This window comes from Sphaerisporangium album (assembly GCF_003323745.1).
Taxonomy (GTDB): domain Bacteria; phylum Actinomycetota; class Actinomycetes; order Streptosporangiales; family Streptosporangiaceae; genus Sphaerisporangium; species Sphaerisporangium album.
Window position 1 is genome coordinate 1 of the sequence record NZ_QOIL01000039.1, and the last position, 19,025, is coordinate 19,025.

17 protein-coding genes are annotated in these 19,025 nt (G+C 70.3%); 4 read left to right on the top strand and 13 right to left on the bottom strand.

Translation table 11 applies throughout. The features are described from left to right. The coding region (locus DQ384_RS39350; RefSeq protein ID WP_484378273.1) for an ATP-dependent DNA ligase at positions 1 to 181 on the bottom strand (181 nt) is incomplete at its 3' end. A 441-nt stretch (positions 182 to 622) separates the two neighbouring features. On the opposite strand from DQ384_RS39350, the gene DQ384_RS39355 reads away from it, so the two are divergent. Then, positions 623 to 820, top strand: coding sequence for a hypothetical protein (locus tag DQ384_RS39355; RefSeq protein ID WP_114033990.1), 198 nt, complete (start codon positions 623 to 625; stop codon positions 818 to 820). Positions 821 to 1,107: 287 nt separating this feature from the next. Here DQ384_RS39355 and DQ384_RS39360 read toward each other — a convergent pair whose 3' ends face one another. Next, positions 1,108 to 4,785 (bottom strand): hypothetical protein, encoded by a 3,678-nt coding sequence (locus DQ384_RS39360; RefSeq protein WP_114033991.1) that lies wholly within the window; start codon positions 4,783 to 4,785, stop codon positions 1,108 to 1,110. Between the two features lie 329 nt (positions 4,786 to 5,114). On the opposite strand from DQ384_RS39360, the gene DQ384_RS41955 reads away from it, so the two are divergent. After that, positions 5,115 to 5,267 carry a hypothetical protein gene (locus tag DQ384_RS41955; protein WP_181871684.1) on the top strand — a complete coding sequence of 51 codons (153 nt, stop codon included), beginning with the start codon at positions 5,115 to 5,117 and terminating at the stop codon, positions 5,265 to 5,267. A 94-nt stretch (positions 5,268 to 5,361) separates the two neighbouring features. Here DQ384_RS41955 and DQ384_RS39370 read toward each other — a convergent pair whose 3' ends face one another. The 5 genes from DQ384_RS39370 to DQ384_RS39390 form a co-directional block, all read right to left on the bottom strand. Next, positions 5,362 to 6,165, bottom strand: a complete 804-nt coding sequence (locus DQ384_RS39370; RefSeq protein ID WP_147269082.1) for a hypothetical protein — start codon at positions 6,163 to 6,165, stop codon at positions 5,362 to 5,364. A gap of 262 nt (positions 6,166 to 6,427) precedes the next feature. Further along, the gene (locus DQ384_RS39375; protein WP_114033993.1) at positions 6,428 to 7,045 is read right to left on the bottom strand and encodes a hypothetical protein; all 618 of its coding nucleotides are present in this window, start codon (positions 7,043 to 7,045) and stop codon (positions 6,428 to 6,430) included. Then, positions 7,042 to 7,731 (bottom strand): hypothetical protein, encoded by a 690-nt coding sequence (locus DQ384_RS39380; protein ID WP_114033994.1) that lies wholly within the window; start codon positions 7,729 to 7,731, stop codon positions 7,042 to 7,044. The genes DQ384_RS39375 and DQ384_RS39380 overlap by 4 nt, the downstream gene beginning before the upstream one ends. Continuing rightward, entirely contained in the window at positions 7,728 to 8,693 is a 966-nt protein-coding gene (locus DQ384_RS39385) for a hypothetical protein (RefSeq protein ID WP_114033995.1), read from the bottom strand. The genes DQ384_RS39380 and DQ384_RS39385 overlap by 4 nt, the downstream gene beginning before the upstream one ends. A 623-nt stretch (positions 8,694 to 9,316) precedes the next feature. Beyond that, on the bottom strand, positions 9,317 to 11,044 hold the full coding sequence (locus tag DQ384_RS39390) for a hypothetical protein (RefSeq protein ID WP_147269083.1): 1,728 nt from the start codon (positions 11,042 to 11,044) through the stop codon (positions 9,317 to 9,319). A gap of 404 nt (positions 11,045 to 11,448) precedes the next feature. Here DQ384_RS39390 and DQ384_RS40740 point away from each other — a divergent pair, with 404 nt between their 5' ends. Continuing rightward, entirely contained in the window at positions 11,449 to 11,646 is a 198-nt protein-coding gene (locus DQ384_RS40740) for a hypothetical protein (RefSeq protein WP_147269084.1), read from the top strand. A gap of 84 nt (positions 11,647 to 11,730) precedes the next feature. Here DQ384_RS40740 and DQ384_RS39395 read toward each other — a convergent pair whose 3' ends face one another. The 3 genes from DQ384_RS39395 to DQ384_RS39410 form a co-directional block, all read right to left on the bottom strand. After that, positions 11,731 to 13,368 (bottom strand): zinc-ribbon domain-containing protein, encoded by a 1,638-nt coding sequence (locus DQ384_RS39395; RefSeq protein WP_181871685.1) that lies wholly within the window; start codon positions 13,366 to 13,368, stop codon positions 11,731 to 11,733. Positions 13,369 to 14,244: 876 nt separating this feature from the next. After that, on the bottom strand, positions 14,245 to 14,730 hold the full coding sequence (locus DQ384_RS44035) for a DUF397 domain-containing protein (RefSeq protein WP_220183385.1): 486 nt from the start codon (positions 14,728 to 14,730) through the stop codon (positions 14,245 to 14,247). 1 nt (position 14,731) lies between these two features. Then, positions 14,732 to 15,595 (bottom strand): helix-turn-helix domain-containing protein, encoded by an 864-nt coding sequence (locus DQ384_RS39410; RefSeq protein ID WP_114033998.1) that lies wholly within the window; start codon positions 15,593 to 15,595, stop codon positions 14,732 to 14,734. Between the two features lie 223 nt (positions 15,596 to 15,818). Between DQ384_RS39410 and DQ384_RS39415 the strand changes: the two genes are divergently transcribed. After that, the gene (locus DQ384_RS39415) at positions 15,819 to 16,268 is read left to right on the top strand and encodes an ATP-binding protein (RefSeq protein ID WP_114033999.1); all 450 of its coding nucleotides are present in this window, start codon (positions 15,819 to 15,821) and stop codon (positions 16,266 to 16,268) included. Between the two features lie 41 nt (positions 16,269 to 16,309). Here the strand turns inward: DQ384_RS39415 and DQ384_RS39420 are convergent, their stop codons facing one another. The 3 genes from DQ384_RS39420 to DQ384_RS39430 all read right to left on the bottom strand — a co-directional run bounded on the left by DQ384_RS39420 (position 16,310) and on the right by DQ384_RS39430 (position 19,013). Further along, positions 16,310 to 17,137, bottom strand: a complete 828-nt coding sequence (locus DQ384_RS39420) for a phosphotransferase (RefSeq protein WP_114034000.1) — start codon at positions 17,135 to 17,137, stop codon at positions 16,310 to 16,312. Between the two features lie 197 nt (positions 17,138 to 17,334). Beyond that, a complete protein-coding gene (locus tag DQ384_RS39425) occupies positions 17,335 to 18,150 on the bottom strand; it encodes an aminoglycoside phosphotransferase family protein (RefSeq protein WP_114034001.1) in 816 nt (271 codons plus the stop codon). Further along, positions 18,147 to 19,013, bottom strand: a complete 867-nt coding sequence (locus DQ384_RS39430; protein WP_114034002.1) for a nucleoside phosphorylase — start codon at positions 19,011 to 19,013, stop codon at positions 18,147 to 18,149. Before DQ384_RS39430 ends, DQ384_RS39425 begins: the two co-directional genes overlap by 4 nt. Positions 19,014 to 19,025 lie beyond the last annotated feature (12 nt).

A 19,025-nucleotide genomic window follows, 5' to 3' on the forward strand; every position in this document is an offset into this window, starting at 1 on the left:
GCACGACTTCGGGGAAGGCGTGGCCGAACCTGGCCCCGCGCCGAGATCGCAGCTGCACCGCGCCGTGGTCGTCCACCAGCGCGATGGCGCGAAAGCCGTCCCACTTCGGTTCGAACAGCAACCGGCCATGTGGGGCGGGGGGTATCTCGTCCACCGCCCGTGCGAGCATCGGCTCGACCATCCCCCGAACGTGCACGACCTCCCCCGTCACCGTCCGGGGGAACGGCCCTGCCATGGCTTATGACGTGCACGTTTCTCTACCCATACCAGGATCCAGGCATGCCGCAGGCCGCGCTCCCCCGCGTGCCGGTGACCGGTAGGGGAGCCGGAGGGCCAGCGGCCTGGCAGCCCGCACTTTGCTTGCCTACACCGGCCGAAGCCGTCCTCTCGGCGAACCGCCTTGAGCGCGCGGCGCCACGGTCAAAGCTCAGCGACAACAGCAGGCCGCCGAGGACTATCACTGTCCACTTCGGCTGACATGCGCTGTCGCTCCTCATGAACGAGGCCGCGGTGTCGCCGCCTCGTGCCCAACCATCACAGAAAGGCCTGCCATGCCCTACAACCCGAACCGCACCGCCAAGGGGATCCTCGCGGGACTGGGTCGTGACGGTTCACCCTCCCCGTGGCCGAGACCCCGCGCCGTGCCTCCTACGAGGTGAGGCTCAACCGAGGCCTGCAACTCGGGGTGCTGTGGATCAGCGCGCAGAAGGGGCGCGCCCTGCGAATCGAGATCACCTGGCAGCCCACCGATCACACCCGGAAGGCCGAAGGCGCCCAGGCGATCACCGCCCTATTGAACACCCTGCCGGTGGAAGGCTGAGGAACGCCCATGCGTGTGCTTTTCGCTCCCGGCCGGGCCGGGGTGCATCACGACTCCAGGATCGGCGGCCGGCACAGCCAAGTGGACTACATCGCGGTGTGGGACGGCGTCTGCGCCCTCGCGGTCGCGGACGGACGACGGGCACGTGCTTGTGGCTGTGGCGGTCGCTGCTGCTGCGCCCGGCCAGCAGGACCAGTCGTAGTGCGCCCGGAAAAGGGGGCCACGCTCCGGATGACCTCGGCGGCCGGGCAGGCGGGTTGGCAGGGTTGGTCGGTGCTTGGCCTGGCTCACTGTTCGGCAGCGGGCACCGCGTTCCATCCCGGGCGGGGGTCGGCGTCAGCGGTCAGGGTTTGCGCTAGTTGGTCGGCGGTGGTGAACGGGACCGCCGGGTCGGCGGTGAAGGCGGCCGGGTCCAGGACGCGGGTGACGATCAGAGGTATCACCCGCCAGGTGCGGTCGGCGGAGACGACGCCGCAGGCGACGGCGGCCCGGCCCGAGTGGGCGGTGATCACCGTGGTCTTGGCCAGGAGTTTTGTGCGGTAGGCGGAGAACCGGTGCAGGTGCTGGGCGAGGTTGTGCGGGGCGATCGCGCCGTGCGGGTTCTTGGCCTCGATCACCCACAGCCGCTGCCGGCGCTCGTCGGCGACCAGCAGATCGATCTCGCCCGGCAAGCCGGGAATGCCGAGTTGGGCGGCGGGCCCGACCTCCAAGCGGGAGCGGTGCGGCAGATCGGCCCGTTCGGCGATGGTTTTCAGGTCGTGTTCGAGTTGGTCGTTGTGCTGCTGGCGGTGCCGGTCCAGGTGCTGGGCGGCCTTGGGCGGCATGTCCGGGCGGGGCAGGCGCGCGTCGGCCAGGTAGCCGCCGTACACCTGCTGGGCGGTGTGGATAAGCCAGGGCAGCAGCAGGATCCGGCCGTCCTGAGCAATCAGCGGGTGCGTGGTCAACCGCGTGCGGCGTTCCACTTCGGTGTAGGCGTGGGCGCGGTCGCTAGCGGCGTTGCCCGCGTCCAGCAACAGGCGGCTGATGGCGGCGCGCAGGTCGGCTTCGGGCAGGAGTGACCAGGCGGCGGCCTCCGCGGCGAGCGCGGTGTGGGTGGTGATGGCGGTGCCGTCCGGGCCGGTGGGCCAGTCGACGGCGGTGGCCAGGACGGCGGCCAGCGCGTCCAGGCCGCAATCCCATTGCTGGTGCAGGACCTGGTCGGCCCGGGCCAGGTGGCTGCCGGGTGGCGGGTTGAGGGGCGTGAACGGCACCGGGACGCGCCGGTGGAGCGCGAACAGCGCGTCCGGGGTCAGCGGGGTGGGGACGGCGGCGCGGGCCCGGCTGATCCAACGCTGCTGCTGGGCGTGGCGGTAGGCGTCGTGGTCAAAGCCCAGGTGGCCCGGCGCAGCCTGATCCGCGACGCCAGAGTCGGGGGCACCTGAAGGGTCGGGGGTGTCGGTGAGGGTGAACACACCGGTGTCGTGGACTTCGAGGTGAAGGTCATGCAGGCGGCGGCTGCCGGTGACCGCGGTCAGACCGGTGCGCAGCACGAGTTCGGCGAGCGCGAGGAGTTCGGCGACGGCCAGCACATCGGCGGGCTTCCGGCCGGCAGGCGGGCTCGCGATCGCCTGCTGCAGAAGGTGTTGCAGGGCGTTGGTCATTACCGATCCATCGGCTTCCCGCCGCTGGGCCTCGATGGCCCACACCTTGGTGCCTGCTGCGGCGAGATTCACGAGGGCTTCCTGGCGGCCGCGGGTCCGCACCGACAGCGCGGCGTTGAGCTGGCGCGCCAGCACGGTGGTCAGCTCAGGGTGGTGCGCGCGCACCTGCTCGGCGAACTCCTGCTCCAGCGCGGTGAGCAGCCGCTCGGCGGGCCCGCCCTGGCGCACCGCGTCCGAGCCGGTGAAGACGCCTACCGGGACGCGGGCGCGGCGGACTGCGGCGGCCGCGGTGCGCAGCGCTCGGGCGTGGACGTGCCGGGACCGGTGCACAGCCTGCGGCGGGGCGGGGGCGGGCTGGTAGCCGTCGGCGGCGTGCAAGGTCAGCACCGGGGCGGCCGCGTTCCACGCCGCAGTGAACGCTTCAACTGTGGTCGGCGCATCGGCGCCGCGTGCCTGGCGGATCTGGGCGGCGCAGTGGTGCAGCAACCGGCCGAGAATTTGGTGGCCGTCGTCGGTGAACCGGGCCAGGAACGCCGGATCCAACTTGATGCTGATCCGGGCATGGTCGGGGTCCATGCTGACGAGGAGCGGCAGCACTTCATCCGATGCGTCGTCTTCGGCGCCGGCGGCTGGTGGGGGCTGGTGGGCTTCGAGGGTCTCGGTCAGGTGCAGCAGCCAGGCCGCGCGGTCGGGGAGGGTGAAGTGCGCCACCAGCGCCGGGTGACCGGCCACGGTGGCGCGGATGCCATCGGCGAGCGCGGCAAGCGTCGCCGCGTCCAGAAGCGCCCGCTCATCAGGCAGGGCGGTGGTCAGGATGACGAGCGGAGGTACGGTGCTGACGCGCGCGAGCAGCGGGCCGGCGGCGTCGCCGGGCAAGAACAACTCGACCCACTGCCCGGCGCCCTTCTCCGGGACCTCAAGGCGGGCGGTGCGCCAGGCCAGGGACGGCGGCAGCCCGGCGTCGGCGAGCACGTCGTCGATGCGGGCCCAGGCGGCGGCCCGGTCCCAGGACACGTCGCGCCCGTACGAGGGGACCAGGGCGACGCCTTCGGCCGGTGGGCCCGGCGGCAGCAGCATCCCCTCTCGGTGCCAGAGCGCCCAGGCGTCGAACACGTCGTCGTAGGCGACCGCCTCGACTTCGGGATGCTCGGTCATCTCCAGGACCCACCAGGCGACAGTGGCCAGGTCACCGCCGGCGTCCGCGAGGATCTCGGCGAACTCTTCAACGTGCAGGTAAAGGGTGTCGGTGACCACCTCGGGTCCCAGGACCCGCGGGCCGCCGTAGATGACCAGCCGTCCGGCGCCGGGCGCGGCGTTCTGGGAGAGGTCGGTACGCGCCTGCTCCAGGAGGGCGGACAGTCCGTCGTGGGTGAATGCGGCCACCACGGCGTACTCCAGGCGGTGCGAGATCGATTGGATCCGGCACACTGGCTCGGGTCGCACCGGCACCTGGGTCAGATCCAGGAGCTGCGCGACGCGCTCGATGGTGTGCAACCGAAGGCGCATCTCGGCGTCCGGGTCGGGCACTTCGGCGGCCAGGAGATGGGCGGCGGCGGCCGCGAGGCTGTTCAGCGCCACCGAGGCCGGCACTGGCACACGCCGGCCGTGCGCGACCACGAGCAAGACCGCCCCGAGCAACGGCCTCCCCGGGGTGTAGCGCAACGGCAATCTCCGGATGTCGGCTGTCAGGTACCCCAGGGCTTTGGCGGCACGTTCGCGATACGGGCCCGGTGCGGTGAGGTGATCTAGACCGAGCGCACCGGCTGCGGTGACCTCGGCGTCGGTCACCGTGCACGCGATCTCTCCCTCGGGCTCCTCCCCGGCAGCGGTGGGCCAGGCGGGCGCGAGAGCCGCCACGGTGTGGTGAGTGTGACGCAGCACCAGCTCCAGGACCTCGGTGAGAGTGAAATCCGCCTGTTCGTCGTCGACGGCGCGCGCGGTGGCCTGCACAGCGCGCAGGAACACCAGCGGGTGGTCCAGCTCACCCGGATGCACCAGCCACCACTCCCCCGCTAGGCCGACGCGGACTCCGGCGCGCACATCGTTCGGCTCCCCCTCGGTCATCACCCCGCGGCCGGGCGCCGCCCGCCGCGCGGCGGCCAGCACGGCGGGCAGGTCACCAGCCGAGGCGGCCGGACCCGGGCGGCGCGGGCGGCGCAGCACGCGGGTCCACGTCAGCAGCAGGTGGTCGTGGAAACGCGCGCAGCCGGGTGAGTCGAGCGCGGCGCGCAGCAGCGTCAGCAGCGAGTCGCTGGAGAACCGGGCCAGCGCCCGATCCAGAATCTTCAACCGCTCGGTGGCGGGCTGCGCGGGTGGGGCGCTCATCGGTCGTTCTCCTCCAGAGGGTGTCCCACCGACAGGGTGGCAGTCACCACCTGCGGAATGCGGGGAAATGCGTGAACGCCGGCGGCTGATGTCCGGCGGGCGGTGCTAGGCGGGCGGCGGCTGTGCGCGGTGGTGCCAAGGTGGTGGCTTCTGGACTGGCGAGGCTGCCGGAGGAAGCCTCGCGGATGATCAAAGAGGCGAGCGCTGGGCGAGGCGGCCGTGGCCGCCAGCAAGACCCCGACCTTCCTTGGCGAGCGCTACCGGCGCATCGCCCGCCGGCGGGGCAAGAAGAGGCCCTCGTCGATGTCGGCCGCTCCATCCTGATCATCGTGTGGCACCTGCTGTCCGACCCCGACACCGGCTTCCACGATCTGGGGGCCGACTTCTACGACACCCGCATCCAGCCCGACCGCAAGAAGCGCAACCACGTACGACGGCTCGAAGCCCTCGGCTACCGCGTCACCCTCGAGCCAGCCGCCTGACCGGTACCGCCAGGCTTACCCCGACCGGTCCTACCCGGCCGAGGTTCGCTGCCGCCTGCCCACGAACGACTCGATTTTCGGACTAGCCGCCCCGCTAGGCGGTCGCCGGCAGGGGCGCGCGCCGCTGGTCGCGCAGGAACGAGGGCGCCTCCACGCCGAGGTCGGCGGCCGCCCGGTTCAGCAGGCGCTTCAGCGGATCGCCGCCGATCAGCGGGCTCATGATCACGCCCGCCTGGGTGAGCGACACCGTGGTCCAGATGACGTCGGCGTACCCGGCCCGGGCGGCCACGCCGCGCGCGGAGATGTTCTCGCCGTCCCTCTCCAGGTAGGCGTTCGCGGTGAACGCGGTGGCGTGAGAGAGGCTGCACAGGTAGCGGTACACCGGGTAGACGTCGCCGCGGTCGTAGGCGACGACCAGGGTGTCGAACATGCGGAACTCCCCGGAAAGCTTCACGTGGATCGCGTGGTCCGGGTCGCCTTCCGCGGGGACCCCGACCGGCGGCAGTATCTCGATGTCCGCGTCCCGGACGATTCTCCAGTTCGTCCGCCGCATGTTGGCGAGCAGCTTCTGCCGGTACTCCTGGGCCGCGACCTCCACGACGGTGAGGGCCGGGTCCCCCGCGTCGTGCAGCCACACCATCGAGTAGGTGTGCTCCAGGATGTTGCGGACGATGGGCGCCGACTCGACCGTATAGCCCGCGTCGTCCAGCAGCCACAGCGCGGCCGCCGACCGGTTGACCATCCGCCACCAGCCGTACAGCAGGTAGAACAGGTGCTCCTTGTCCTGGTCCACCACGATGCCGCCGGAAGTGATCACCTCGTCGGCAGCCTTGACCAGTTGCACGCCCAACGCGCGGGCGCGTCCGGCGGTCTGCTCGTTGTTCCCGAATTCGTACACGGGGCGCATACTACGCACCTCGCGCTGAGGGTCGGCACCTGTTTTCCGCCGGGCAGCCGCCGCCCCCGCGGGAGATCCCGTCGACGTACGAGGAGCCGGCACCCGTGCGGGTTGCCGGCCCTCGCGCTGATGGGAACCACGGCCCGGGGTGGGCGCATGACATTCAGGGCGAACCTGATCAGGTCCGCGCCAGGGTACACAGCCGCAGGACTGCGCATCAGCCGAACGCGGGATCCCTGACCTCCGCGCGGCCGGGCTGCTACTACGTGCCGTGGCCGATGTCCCGCGCCGCGACGGCGTCCAGATAGGCGTACAACGGGTCCGCTTCATACCTCATCGCGTGGGCCGTGAGGTCGGCGGTGTAGTGGCCCAGGCACAGCAGCAGCTCGTACCGATCCTGTTGGAGGTGGTCGGGGCGGATCCACGCGTTGAGTTGCGCGGCCAGACGGCCGGGCGTCTGGCCGGCCGCCGCCTCGTCCCACAATTCGGCGGCCGCGGTGGCGACAAGGTCGATCACCAGCGGGATCGGACGGCCCAGGCCCTGCCAGGACTCGGCGTGGTCCACGGCGATGCGGGCCTGGCCGTCCAGCCACGCGCTCACCGCGGCGCGGTCCTCGTCGTAGATGGCCGCGAGCGCCGCGGCGGCGCCCCGGCCCAGATGAGCCACGACGGGGACGAGTTCGCGCCGCGTGTCGGCGACCAGGAGGAAATCGCGCAGCAGCGCCAGGGCCGCCCGGGTTCCGTCGTCGGCGGACTCCAGGACCGCGGCCGGGTGCCGCCCATCCAGGACCCCCGCGGCCATCATCCGCAGGATCGCGGCCGCGGCCAGCCTGCCGCCCGCCTGTTCGCCTGCCGCGCCGCTCCGGCAGGAGGCGGTCACGGAGCTTCCCCTTCTGCTATCCGCTCGTCGACGGTCTTCGTCGCGGCGGCGAGGCGCGGCTTGTGGAAGGTCCCGGCGAGGTGGCCGTTCTTCGTGCGGCAATAGGTGCCCGCCATCGCCCTGCATGTGGAGCACCGCTGCTGGCGCGCTTCGGCCTGGATCGCAGCCTCGCGCGCGGCGGCGCGGCGGCGCGCGGCCCGCACCGACTCCCACTCCTCCAGGCCGGGAAGACCGTCCAAACCGGCCAGGTAGGGGATGCCGGGCTCCTCGTCGCGCCAGCGCAGGTCCTCGGCGGCCTGCGCCAGGATCTGGCGCAGCGACAACACCGTGGACAGCCGCTTGCCCCACTTGTCGCGGTCGGAGCCGTGCGCGCGAACACCCCAGGGCGCCCGGTCCGGCATGAACGGCCGCAGCGGCTGGAACTCGGTGATGATCGTGTCGGCCCGCCCGACGTCCCGGCCGAGGACCTCCAGGTCCTTGGCCATCGAATCCAGCCGCTCGCAGAGGTTGTCCCCCAGCTCGATCGGCACCGCCGGTGTCTCGGCCGCGACGGCGAGCTGGCGCAGCAGCACCGCGACGGCGTCCAGGTGCACCGCCAGCTCATCCAGTGTGATGCGCTGTCCCGCCCGCAGATGCTCGGTACGTTCCGGGTCGGTGGAGGCCTGCTCCCTGTGCTGCCGGGTCACCAGAACCTCACCCTCGCGGTCACGGCCGCCAGGGGACCGGCGGCGGCCGCCGCCGCCAGCGCCGCGGCGGGCGTGGCGTGGCTGTCGACGGCGACGCCCGGGCCGCACAGCAGGACGTGCTGCACCTGGTCGACCAGGTCCCACCAGTCGCCGGGCAGCGCGGGGTGCTCGGCCGCCTCCCCCAGGACGATGTCGTCCCATCCCTCGTCGTCGATGTGCACCACGGCGTCCAGGGTCCGGGTGGCGATGCCCAGCCGCACCCGCCACGCCGGGTCGGGGTCGGGGACGACGGACATGTCCCAGCGCGCCCATCCGCACCGGGTTTCGAGGTCGCCGACTCCGATGCCGGGCTTCCGCGGCTCCAGGATCAGGATGGGCAGCGGCCCGGCGCTGGTGTTCACCATGCCGGGAAACAGGTCGTAGGCCGGCGGCCCTGCCGCGGGCGGGGAGCCGGTGTCTTCCCCGGCCGCGGCCGCCTCCGGATCCAGCGAGACGATCTGGACGTCGGCGCCGCCGGCGGCCCAGTGGTCGAGCGCGCCGTCCAGCACGTCGGCGACCTGCTCGGTGCTCATGCCCTCCAGCGCGGCCAGCGCCGCGCTGCCGTCGCCGCTCTCCCGGGCCTGGCGGACCAGGGGATACCAGGCCAGCGCGGCCGGACTGCGGGAGATCGGGACCGGCCACAGCCCGTACACCGCGCCGGAGAGCGCCGCGACGGTGGGCAGATGCCGGCAGAGGCCGGGCACGAAAACGTCCTGGCACGGACGGCACCCGGCCCGGCACGCCCCGACGAGGACGGCGGCGAGCTCCAGTTCGACCGGGCGGCCGCACGCGTAGGGCAGGTCCGCCAGGGTGGACAGGTCAGGGGCGGGATGCCGGTGAGCGGTGAGGTTCCGCATCCGGGTATAACTCTGGCCGGTGGCGCGGGCGAGGCGCCGCGCGGCGCTCTCCTGCTTGCTGGTCATGACTGCTCCGTGTCCGGCAGGCCCCACGCACCCGCCGCGGGCATAGGTCATGACGGCGGAAACTCGGTTGTTGCTGGCTGCGTGCCGATCTGAGACCTCTTGTCCACCTGCGGTGGCCGCCGCCGCGTGGGAGCGGATGTCGGCCGGGGTGGGGTCGGGCACCGCAGCGGCGCCACCGACACCGTAGCGGCCGCCGGATGTCTTGAACAAGTGGCAAACCGAGTTTTGCGCGACCGGTGCTGCAACTGCGCGGGGTGACGAACGCCGTCCAGCTCTGGTCGCTGTCGCGGGGGCCGCGATCGGTGTCGTCACGCGCTCGGCCGAGCGCGGCGTGGAAGCCACCGCGTCGCCGAGCTGGGCAGGGCCGGGGAAAGGAGGTGGCGGGCGGCCTGGGCGGCGCGGCCGGTCAGGCCGCTGGCCCGCTCTTCAACGACGCCCCGCAGCGAATGCACTGGCGTGGCCACGGATTGCCGCCCCGGGATAGGGCAAGAAGGGCCCGAGCGTAATGGGGAGGGAGGAGTGTGGGCGGTTTCATGGCCGGGTGCTCGCGGTGAGCGTCCGCAAACGCCGCCGCCAGCTGTGCCGCCGCGCTCGCCCCGATGTCGCTGCCGTGCCTGAGCGTCTCAGTCGTCGGTGGCCAGCCAGGTGGTCCAGGCGCGTGCATCGGTGTAGACCTCGGGAGTGATGCCCAGAGTGGCCAGTGCCCCGGGGTAGGCGCGGCTGTAGGTGGCCGCCCAGGCGCAGGCCTGCCGGGGGGTGGCCAGGAGCCAGATCGCGGCGGCCGCGTCCAGGTGCAGGGTGCTCACGGCGGGAAGGTGGGAGTCTTCCTCCAGACGGCCTGTGACGAGGCCGCGGGCCAGCAGGCCGCGCCAGCAGGCCAGCAGCCGGGCGGCGTCCTTGTTGCGGACGTGGACCTGGGCAGGCCGCACCCGCATGGGGAGCGCCGATTGCTCGATGGTCGCCCAGATGCCCGGCAGGCCGGCCAGGCGGGCGGTGGTCAGCCGGTGGGCGCCGTTTTCACCCAGCGTGTAGAGCGGCCCGGCGGGCCCGGGGATACGGTGGACGCGGACCGGATCCTCAGCCAGGCTCCAGACCTTCAGTGCTTCCTCCACCGAGGAGCCCAACAGTGCCGTGAGCATGGCGGGCACAGTGCCGGGCCGATGGCTGGCGAAGTTGTTCCACGTTCGCTGGCCCGCGCTGGCGATGGCAGCCGGGTCGATCCATCCGCAGGTGACTGTGGTACCCAGCCCGACCAGGTTGGAGGAGTCCGGGCCGATGTCGTGAACATGATCGTAGGTGGATCGGAGGAGCTGGTCGAGGTGTGGCGCGGGCGGCTGGGAGGCGTTGAGCTCGGCGGTGCGCCGCTCCAGGAAGTCGGCCACGGAGGTCTGGCCCGGCCAGGCCTGCTGCACCTGGCGCATATAGGTCGCGAAGCGGGCCCGGTGCTGGTCGAGATAGTCGTGCCATAGCCCCTCGAGTGCGTCGTGGGCGTCGTGGGCGTCGAGCCGACAGTCCGGGTCATCGCCGCGGTGGCTGAGCAAGCTGCCGCCGTAGGGCAGGAGCCAGGTGGGCGTCGCCGGTTTCGGGCTTTGCCAGGTCACCTCGATGGGACGAGAGGCGGGCACGCTCCAGGCGCGCAGCAGAGCGGGTACGGCATCGGGCGCCGGAGCCCAGCCACCGTAGCGGGGACCGAGCCGCCCGTTGTTGTCCTGCAGGCGGGCCTCGAAGACCCCGTTGGGGTGATAACGGGTGATCTGCCAGGGCGCGGGTGGCAGGTGCGGGTTCTGCTGGTGCTGGGCGAGCTCATCGCGCTGGCGGGCGCGCGCGGTCAGCTCCGCGTTGAGGGCGCGATCTCGTTGGAGCTGGAGGTGGCGGAGGGAGGGTGGCTCGGCCGAGTCATGCTCGTCCTGGGGGAGCAGTTCGATGGCGCGGCGGAGGTGGATCAGTGTGGTGTAGTAGGCGCTTGCCTGGTCGCGCTCGCTGGTCAAGCTGAGGCTGCGACCGTCGAGGGTGGCCAGGATTTCCTCGATGTTGATTTGCAGACGGGCGGCGAGCAGCAGCATCTGGTCTTCCCACTCAGGCGCTGGGCGGCGGTCGTCGCCGTCATCGCCGAGGCCGCTGGTCGCAGAGGTGTCGCGGTGCGGCGGGAGGGTGTGTTCGGTCTCGATCAACAGCAGCAGATTGCTGGCGACGTCGGCGGTGACGAACCGTTCGGTGATCCACGTCAGCAGGGCGGTGGCCACGTTCAGCGCTACGCGGTGAAGGTGCGGCGGGCGTGGGCGGCCGTCGCGACGACGGCACTCGTGGCCGGAGGGGGCCAGGCAAGCCGGGCAGCCGAGAGAGGCGAGCACACTGATCACAATCCCATGCCAAGAGGAGGTCAGCTCCCAAAAGGGATGACAAAAGGGGGCGACAACCCCTGCGTGTGCTCGCCGCGGTCGACGACGTCCTCGATCGCTACCGCGACCACCTTCGCGTCTCCCGCCGGCAGCTGTTCTACGTACTGCTCAGCGACGGCGTGCTGGACAACACGCCGCCGAAGTATCGCCGGCTGTCGTCCCGGCTGGCGCAGGCGCGGCGGGAGGGCCGCTTCCCGGACCTGATCGACAACTGCGCGAGGTGCACGTTTCTCCCGCCTGGCCGGACGCGGGAGCGCTCCTGCAGCAGGCGCCGGAGTGGTTCCGCTGGACCGCACCGGGGGCCAGGAGCACGCGCTGTACGTCAAGAAGGACACGCTGGGGCTGATGTTCACCTCGTGGCTGACTCGCTTGGGTGTCCCGGTGCTGGTGGTGCGGGGTTTGGGCAGCCATCCGCCTGGGCGGAGCTGAGGGCGCTGGCGCCGCTGTGGGCCAGGCCGACCTCCCGGGCGCCGATGTGGACGCGGGTGTCCCAGCCCCCCGAGATCAAGTACCTCCCGCTGGCGCGGCTCCAGGCAAGCCAGCACCTCGACTGAAAGATGGCGGCTTCCTCCCCTGCCGTGCGTACGAGCCGGTGTGCGCAGATGCCTGATCCTCGTGAACCGACCGGCACGACAAGATCACCTCGCTCCCGAACTCCGGGGCGGGTAACAGTTCGGGCACCGCTTCCCGGTCGCGCCACGGCGCGTCCGCTGCTCGGGTGTCGCTGGCCACGAGCCAGTACACACTGCCTTCGCGCACCGCCACACGCAGTCCAGGCGGGAATTCACACGCAGATCCGCCGCCGTTAGTTCCGGACGGCCGACGGCCTCGACCAGTTCGGCCGCGATCTGCGGAAACAGGTCTTGCAGCGACTGGCCGGGCTTCGGCCGGACCCGCGCCGCGGCAGTGCGCTTATGCCCACATTCGGAACAACCGCTGCCCTGGCCCGTCCGCCGCCCGGGAGGAGCTGGCCACGCGTGCCGACAGTCAGGATTCGGGCATCTCCAGATGCACGACTTGTTCGAATTGGGCAGGAGGTCCCACGCGGTCCATCCTGGGTGGTCGATGACCTCAACGAGCTGGTCCGCCAGTTTCGGATTCACCTCAGCCAGCGATTCGCCCGGGCCAGGCCGACTGTTGTCCGCCCCCGTCTTGCGATGGCCGCATTCCTGGCAGCCCCGACCCAAGCGCGTCCTGGCCACCAGAGAAATATCCCATTCATGGCCGCAGCCCGGCTTCGAGCAGCGCCAGGCGCACTCGTCATTACATCCCGGCGACATCCGATCGAGACCTCTGCCTGGATTGGTGCGGTTGGCGACGAACTCGTCCGCAAGATGAGGCGCAACGTCCAGCGCTGAGATTTTGGGCCCAGCCACGACGTCCTGCCACATCTGTGACGCTTTCTCCAGGGCCGCATGGACTTGAGTAGCGTCGAGGTCGCTCCATGAGGCGCCGCGTCGGCGCAGCACATCACCGAGGACGGCGGCCCACTGCTCAGGATCAAGTCCTCGCCCAGCCTCGTAGTGCATCAGACCAGGGACCGGCAGCGGGGGCAGCCCACGCTCGCGAATCCGCATCAGATCGAGCCCCGCAGCCATGGCCGCTTCCGTCTTCGCGGTGTCGCGCGCGATACTGGCCGCCCCGTCATGGCCCCATGCAGGATCCAAGTCGACGAGCAGGCCCAGCTCCGGCAGGAAGAGATCGAAGCGATCCTCTCTTCGCCCCTCCAGGCGCAACCGATAGTCCAATTCGACGGCAAGCCCTGACGCGGCTTCGACGAGTGCCGCTACCTTGCACTCGAAGTGGGAACGCCCCTGACCGCTGCAGTCCGGACACCCGCGTCCGTTGGTGCGGTTGGCGACTATGGCTGGTTTCAGATGTCCCTGATCGCACTCCCACTCGCACAAATCATGCGCCTGCGGCAGCAGGGTATCCGGGCCCCGCTCTGGACGGCTGAGGTTCCTCTGGAATTGCTTGGCCAGTGCTGGGTTGACGTCAGCGAGAGACTCACCCGGCCCTGGCACCCGGTTCCGCTTTCTCCAGCATTCCGGGCACCCTGTCGCGTTGCGCCGGGTCCGGAACTGCAAGGCTGTCGGCCATTCATGCTGGCACCCTTCGTTCGAACACCGCCACGAGCAGCGATCCAGGGACGACGGCCGCATCTTCTCCAGCCGCAGCCCCGGATTCGAGAGGTTGGAGACGAACTCGCGCTGGAGCCGAGCCCATTGCTCCTGTCGGCCGGCGTCCCCATCCTGATCTCCCACGAGCGGCAGCATGGCAGACACCACTGACAAAATGAGCTGAGCGGAACTCGGACGCCTCGCCGCCACGCAGACCGACCCGAGATACATCCGCGAAGGCTACGTGAGCGAGCGATCCGACCACCTCAAAGCCTTCGCTCGGCGGACTGACGGACCAGCCGCTGACAGCTTCCTGACGCGTGCCCAAACACGCTTGAACGGCCCGTAGCCGAGGAACGGCGGCCGGATCCGGTAGTGCCCCACTCCAGGTCCTCCTTCAGCAGCCACACCGTGTTGTCGCGGCGGCTGCCGGTGCCCTGGATGACGTGGCCGCGGCCGAGGCGGGTCTCGAACGGCGTGATGGAGCGGGACTCCACTCCCAGGCGAGGCCCAGAAACACCGGGTCTCTGACCCCTCGCTCCTGCCGTACGACGCGTCCGGGATCATCGGGGGCACCACCCCGAAGGAGCGCCGCGAGCTCTACATCGGCGTGGAGTTGGCGCAGTTTCGCGAGGTGGTGGCGTGAGACTGCTCGCCCCGAGCCCCGAGCCCCGAGCGGGAGCGCGACCGGCTGGAGACGGAGCGAATCCGCCTTCAGCAGGAGCAGCTGCGCGCTGAGGCCCGCCGCAAGCAGGAGGTCGAGGAGGCCGCGCGCCGCGCTGAGCTGACGATACCTGTGGCAAGCGAAACGCACCGCCGCGACACGGCCCGGAAGGCTCCGCGCGCCGTGGCCGCCTGCGGCCGCCCACCCGGGACGTCGCGGTCGCCGGGTGGCGCTTGGTCCTGGTCACCGGCCCGTCCGGCGGTGCGGGGCTCGGGCGGCGGCCGGTTCCGCCGGCCCGGGACGCGCGGCACGCTCCTCGGGGTCGCCGGATCGGCCGGGCACCACAGGCCTGAGAACCCTCTAGATGATCAGGCGAATTCGTCGGCGAGAACGCCTCGCCGGAACGCGTCCCACTCCCTGTCGGTGTAGCGCAGGTCAGCGTGTGCGGGATCGCGCAGGGCTACGGCGCCAAGGGCGAAGTAGGAGATTTCGACGCGATCTTCGGGGTTGCTTCCCGGAGCGGCCAGCCAGGTGACATCGGAAAGATCCACCGCATACAGCTCGGCTTTCTCCAGCGGCTGCGTCTTCGACGGAAGCGTGCGACCGTCGAGGGCGGGGTCTGCGTGATGAGCGGAGAGTTGCTCAGTAGCGAGCGCGCGGAGGAAGGCCGACCATGCGGATACGGAGACCCGCGCAGCGGGAAGGCCGGTGTTTTTCGAGTCTCGAATGGCCACGGCGGTGAGGCCGGGGATGTCGGCGACTTCGACACACTGCCCGTTGTTGGCGGTAAAGCTGCTCTTGCGCCAGATCAGGTTATCGATGTTGGCGGCGCGCAGGTCGGCCGGGTTGACCATGTCAGGCGACCTCTTTCTTGGCGTCCTCGATCAGCTTCAGACTATCTTCCGCGCTCAGCGCGGCCCGCGAGAGGTTGGCGAATAGCCGGTTCAGGCGGCGTAGGTCACGGGGGTCGTCCATGAAGGTGCTGCCGGCGACCGACTCGGCGAAACCGACATCGGAGTCGGCCTCGTCGGGGAAGGAGAAGATGGTGAAAGCCCCGGTGTAGGTACCGTTCTCTCCCTGCTCGAATGGGATCACGCGCAGGCAGACGTTGTCGAGCGCGGAGATGGCGAGCAGATGATCCAGCTGGGCGCGTTGCACGTCGGCGCCGCCCACCCGGAATCGGAGGGCTGCCTGGGTCACCACAGCGGTGATGGACAGGGGGTCGTCCTCCTGCAGGCGTCGCTGGCGTGCCATGCGCACCTCGACGAGGCTGTCGACTTGGTCGGGGCCCAAGGCGGCGAATCCCACCGCGGTTACGGCACGTGCGTAATCCTCGGTCTGCAGGAGCCCCGGCAAGAAGACGGTCTGGTACTCCCGGCTTTCGACGGCATCGGCCTCGTAGGCGAGGAATTCGGCGTAGTTGGCGCTGATCACGTCGCCGTAGGCGTGCCACCATGGAGGGGTCTTCTGGCGACCGTGCTTGCAGAGTTCTTCCAGCTCCGCTCTGCGCTTGTCGTCGACTTCGTACAGCTCCATGAGCCGGCGGAAGTCGGAAAGGGTGCAGGTGCGTTTCGCGGTCTCGATACGGCTGATCTTGGAGCCGTGACAACCGATCTGCTCGCCGACCTGGTCAGCAGTCAGACCGGCCAGGTCGCGGAGCCGGCGGAGTTCCGCGCCGAGCTTGCGCCGCGCCGTGAGCGGGCTACTGGGGACTGCCATTGCTTGCTCCCCTCGTGACCGCCCGCACGGGCGTGTTCCGCAGTGCCGGTGACATGGTACGTGTACGCGGTCGAAGTATCCCATGCACGAGTTTGGCAATTTGCCAGGCATGTGATTGACGATGTGCCATCGCACGGGAGAGTATGTGAAGTGAAGCACAGCAGCCTCATCGGCCCCCGATGCGCACGCGGCGTCCCCCGCCTATGTGCCGTGTGGAGGAGCAGTGAACGCCATCCGGACAGCGGATCAGTGCCAGGCAGCCCTTGGACGCTTCTCCTGGGCGCAGACCCTCACTCCGGCCCCGGCCGCCCTCCAGGTGATCCGGCATGCGGCGGACATCTGGCTGAGACGCTGGCAGATGAGCGGCGTAACCGATGCCTGCCTGTCGATCGTCACTGAGTTGTGCAGCAACGCCAAGCACACTCCCGACCGGTACTTCTGTCTCACGCTGAGCTGCTATTCGACCCATGTCCGAATCGATGTGCGTGACCACTCTCCCGTCGTGCCCGCGATCCCGAAGGTGCCCGACGACCTGCCGGACTTCGACGCCGAAAACGGGCGCGGCCTGTACATCACCGCCTGCCACGCTGCCCGGTTGGGCGTCACCGTTCTCACCGGCGGGAAAGTGATCTGGGCAGAAGTCGATCCGCTGGATTACCCGGCCGCCGTCTGACGCCCCGCACCGCGCGAGACCGCTTGCCGATCCGCCTGCCCCTATCCGTCCTGCAGGAGAATCAGGAACCGCTCGGCTTGGTGTTGCAGAGTGCCGACCGGATTGCGAGAGTGAGCCGAACCGCCGGGCAGCAACCGCAAGAACCAAAAGCACGCCATCAGGCGGCGAAGTTGCCGCAGGCGAGGGCTCTCATCAGCGGCCAGATCGAAGCGTGCCAGCAGCGTCTCCGGGTCGAGAGCTTGGGTCGCCCACAGGGAGATGTGCTCGGCGATCTCCGCGAGCTCGTGGCAGCGGTCGCTGCGGCCGGCGTATTCGAAGTCGACAAGGTGCACACGGCCGTCTGTGCCCCACAGAAAGTTGCCGAGGTTGCCGTCGCCGGACCCGAACACGGCCGGCGATGGGCTTGTGAGGAGCGATTCGATCTCCGGAGCGAATAGCCAGTCGGCTCCGGCGTCGAAGGCTTTGACCACCAGCGGGTCACCGCCGAGGTCCGGCTGGCGGCTGTACTGCGCGCGCACTTGCTGGAGCATCTCAGCGGGGGCGCCCGGCCGCGGTGGCAGCTCGCGCACGACATGCGGCGGGATCGTTTCCTGCACCGTGGTGATGGCGATGACCATGGCCTCCAGCTGGTCGGTCGTCACGGCGGTGAGGCCCAGCGGTACGCCGGTCAGGCGGGACATCATGATCGTGGGGGGAACGACGTCCAGTTCGGCGCGCACGGGTGCGGGTGCCAGGCCTGGCGCATGCACCGCCAGCAGCTCCAAAGCGCGCCATTCGCGCTGTGGCTGCTGGTGTTCCCATGATCGGTAGCGTTTGGTCACCGTATCGGGACCGATGTCGAGTGCGTGGGTGGTCGATGGACCGGTCACGGGCTACTCCTGTTCGCGTATACCTTCGCTGGTCGTGACCGCGAAGCGCCGATGTTACACCGGTGCTTTGGTGGTCAGCAGGTGAAGCAGGTGACGGCCAGAGGGGACGATTGGCTCGGGGCGGGCGTGCACAGCCAGCCGCTGGCGGCATCTGAAGCGGTGAAGCGCCAGCATGCGAGGTTGGCAGGCCCGGTCTGTCACGCCAGCAACGCCAGCAGGCGTGCCGCTTGACGTTCTAAGGTGCCGGGCGGGTTACTGGCATGGTGGGGCCGGTCAGGCAGGAGCGTCAGCAGCCACCAGGTGGCCAGCATGCGACGGAAGTGTCGCAGGCGGGCAATCTCCTCGGTGGTCAGGTCGAAATGCTCCAGCAACGTGGTGACGTCCAGTGCGCCGACCATCCAGGAGGAGAGGTGCTCGATCAGGTCGGCCAGTTCGTAGCAGGGGTCGCTACGGCCGGAGTCTTCGAAGTCGACGAGGTGAACGCGGTCGTCGGCGTCCCGTAGGAAGTTCGCCAGGTTGCCGTCCCCGTGGCCGAGCACGGGTCGTTCCAGGGGGGCGGCGAGCGTGTCCAGTCGCGGGTCGGCCGCCCACGACGCCGCAGCGGTGATGGCCTGGCCTACCTGCCGATCCAGGTCCTGCGGCAGCGGACGCGCGCAGTCGGCGCGGATCCGGGCAAGGGTTTCGGCCGGGTGCCACAGGCGCAGGGGTAAGGCAGCCACGTCGACTGCAGGGACCACCCGGTGTGCGGTTGAGATCGCCTCGGCCAAGGACGCCAGTTGCCGGGAGGTGAGGGGTGCGGGCAGCGGTACGGCGTTCAACCGGGACATCACCAGGCTGGGCGGGGTGAGGTTCAGGTCGGCGCGCACGGGCATGGGCGCCAAGCCAGGGGCATGGGTGTGCAGCAGCCGCAGTGTCCGCCATTCGCGCTGGGGCTCGTCCTTGTTCCAGGAGCGGAAGCGTTTGGTTACCATCATCGGCCCGAACTCCAGGATGTGCGTGCACCGATGCGTCATCGTCGTGTTCTCCTGAGCCGGTCCCGGCCGGTGCGCCTGGGGCTATTGGGTGCCGGTTGGTCGAGGGTGGTCACGGCCGCGGCGAGCAGCTGCTGCAGGGCGTGCTGGGTGGCGGGAGAGGCCTGGCGCGGTTGCCGTGCCGTGTCGGCTACGGTGTCGGAGATGGCGAACGCGGCCGCCGCCGCCACCTTCCGGTACTCGGCGACGGCGAAGATCGCCGCGGCTTCCATGTCCACGGTCGCCACGCCGTGGCGCTGGTAGTAGCGCACCTCTGCGACCGTCTCCCGGTAGGGGGCATCGATGGTCCAGGTGACGCCGGAGCGAGCCGTGACGTGGTGGGTGTGTAGGGCCGCGGCGAGCCGATCGGTCAGAGACCGGCAGGGATGAGCGTAGGTTCCGGGCGGAAGGTAGTGGTGGGACAGGCCCTCATCGCGGATCGCCTGCCGGCAGACCACCACCTCACCGACCGCGATGTCAGGGGCCACGGCGCCGGCCGTCCCAACGGTGATCAGGCACCGCACACCGAGCGCGATCAGCTGCTCGGCGACCATCGCGGCGGCCGGGGCGCCGAGCCCGAACCCGCCGCAGACACCGACGCGCCGCTTGGTGCGCTCCAGTAGGTGCAGTTCGCCCGATACCCAGCCCTGCAGCGTCTGGGTAGTTTCGGTGGAGCGCAGGTGGCGCAGCAGCGCGCCCTGGTAGACAAGGACGACGCCGTGCAGGTGGTGCAGGCTGGTGGCGCCGTGGCGGGCGCGGACGTATGCCGCGTGCTCGTCCGGGTCGATCACAGCGGGTTGGGCGTACTTGTCGGGAAAGTGTGGATAGCGCGCCGCAGCACGCGGGCCGGCGGCAGGGTATGGCATGGGCGCTCCCGA

Excerpts from the sequence above, each read along its gene's own strand:
- DQ384_RS39360 (WP_114033991.1), bottom strand. The coding sequence starts at position 4,785 with ATGAGCGCCCCACCCGCGCAGCCCGCCACCGAGCGGTTGAAGATTCTG.
- DQ384_RS39385 (WP_114033995.1), bottom strand. The coding sequence starts at position 8,693 with ATGACCAGCAAGCAGGAGAGCGCCGCGCGGCGCCTCGCCCGCGCCACC.
- DQ384_RS39395 (WP_181871685.1), bottom strand. The coding sequence starts at position 13,368 with ATGCTGCCGCTCGTGGGAGATCAGGATGGGGACGCCGGCCGACAGGAG.
- DQ384_RS44035 (WP_220183385.1), bottom strand. The coding sequence starts at position 14,730 with ATGGTCAACCCGGCCGACCTGCGCGCCGCCAACATCGATAACCTGATC.
- DQ384_RS39410 (WP_114033998.1), bottom strand. The coding sequence starts at position 15,595 with ATGGCAGTCCCCAGTAGCCCGCTCACGGCGCGGCGCAAGCTCGGCGCG.
- DQ384_RS39425 (WP_114034001.1), bottom strand. The coding sequence starts at position 18,150 with ATGACGCATCGGTGCACGCACATCCTGGAGTTCGGGCCGATGATGGTA.
- DQ384_RS39430 (WP_114034002.1), bottom strand. The coding sequence starts at position 19,013 with ATGCCATACCCTGCCGCCGGCCCGCGTGCTGCGGCGCGCTATCCACAC.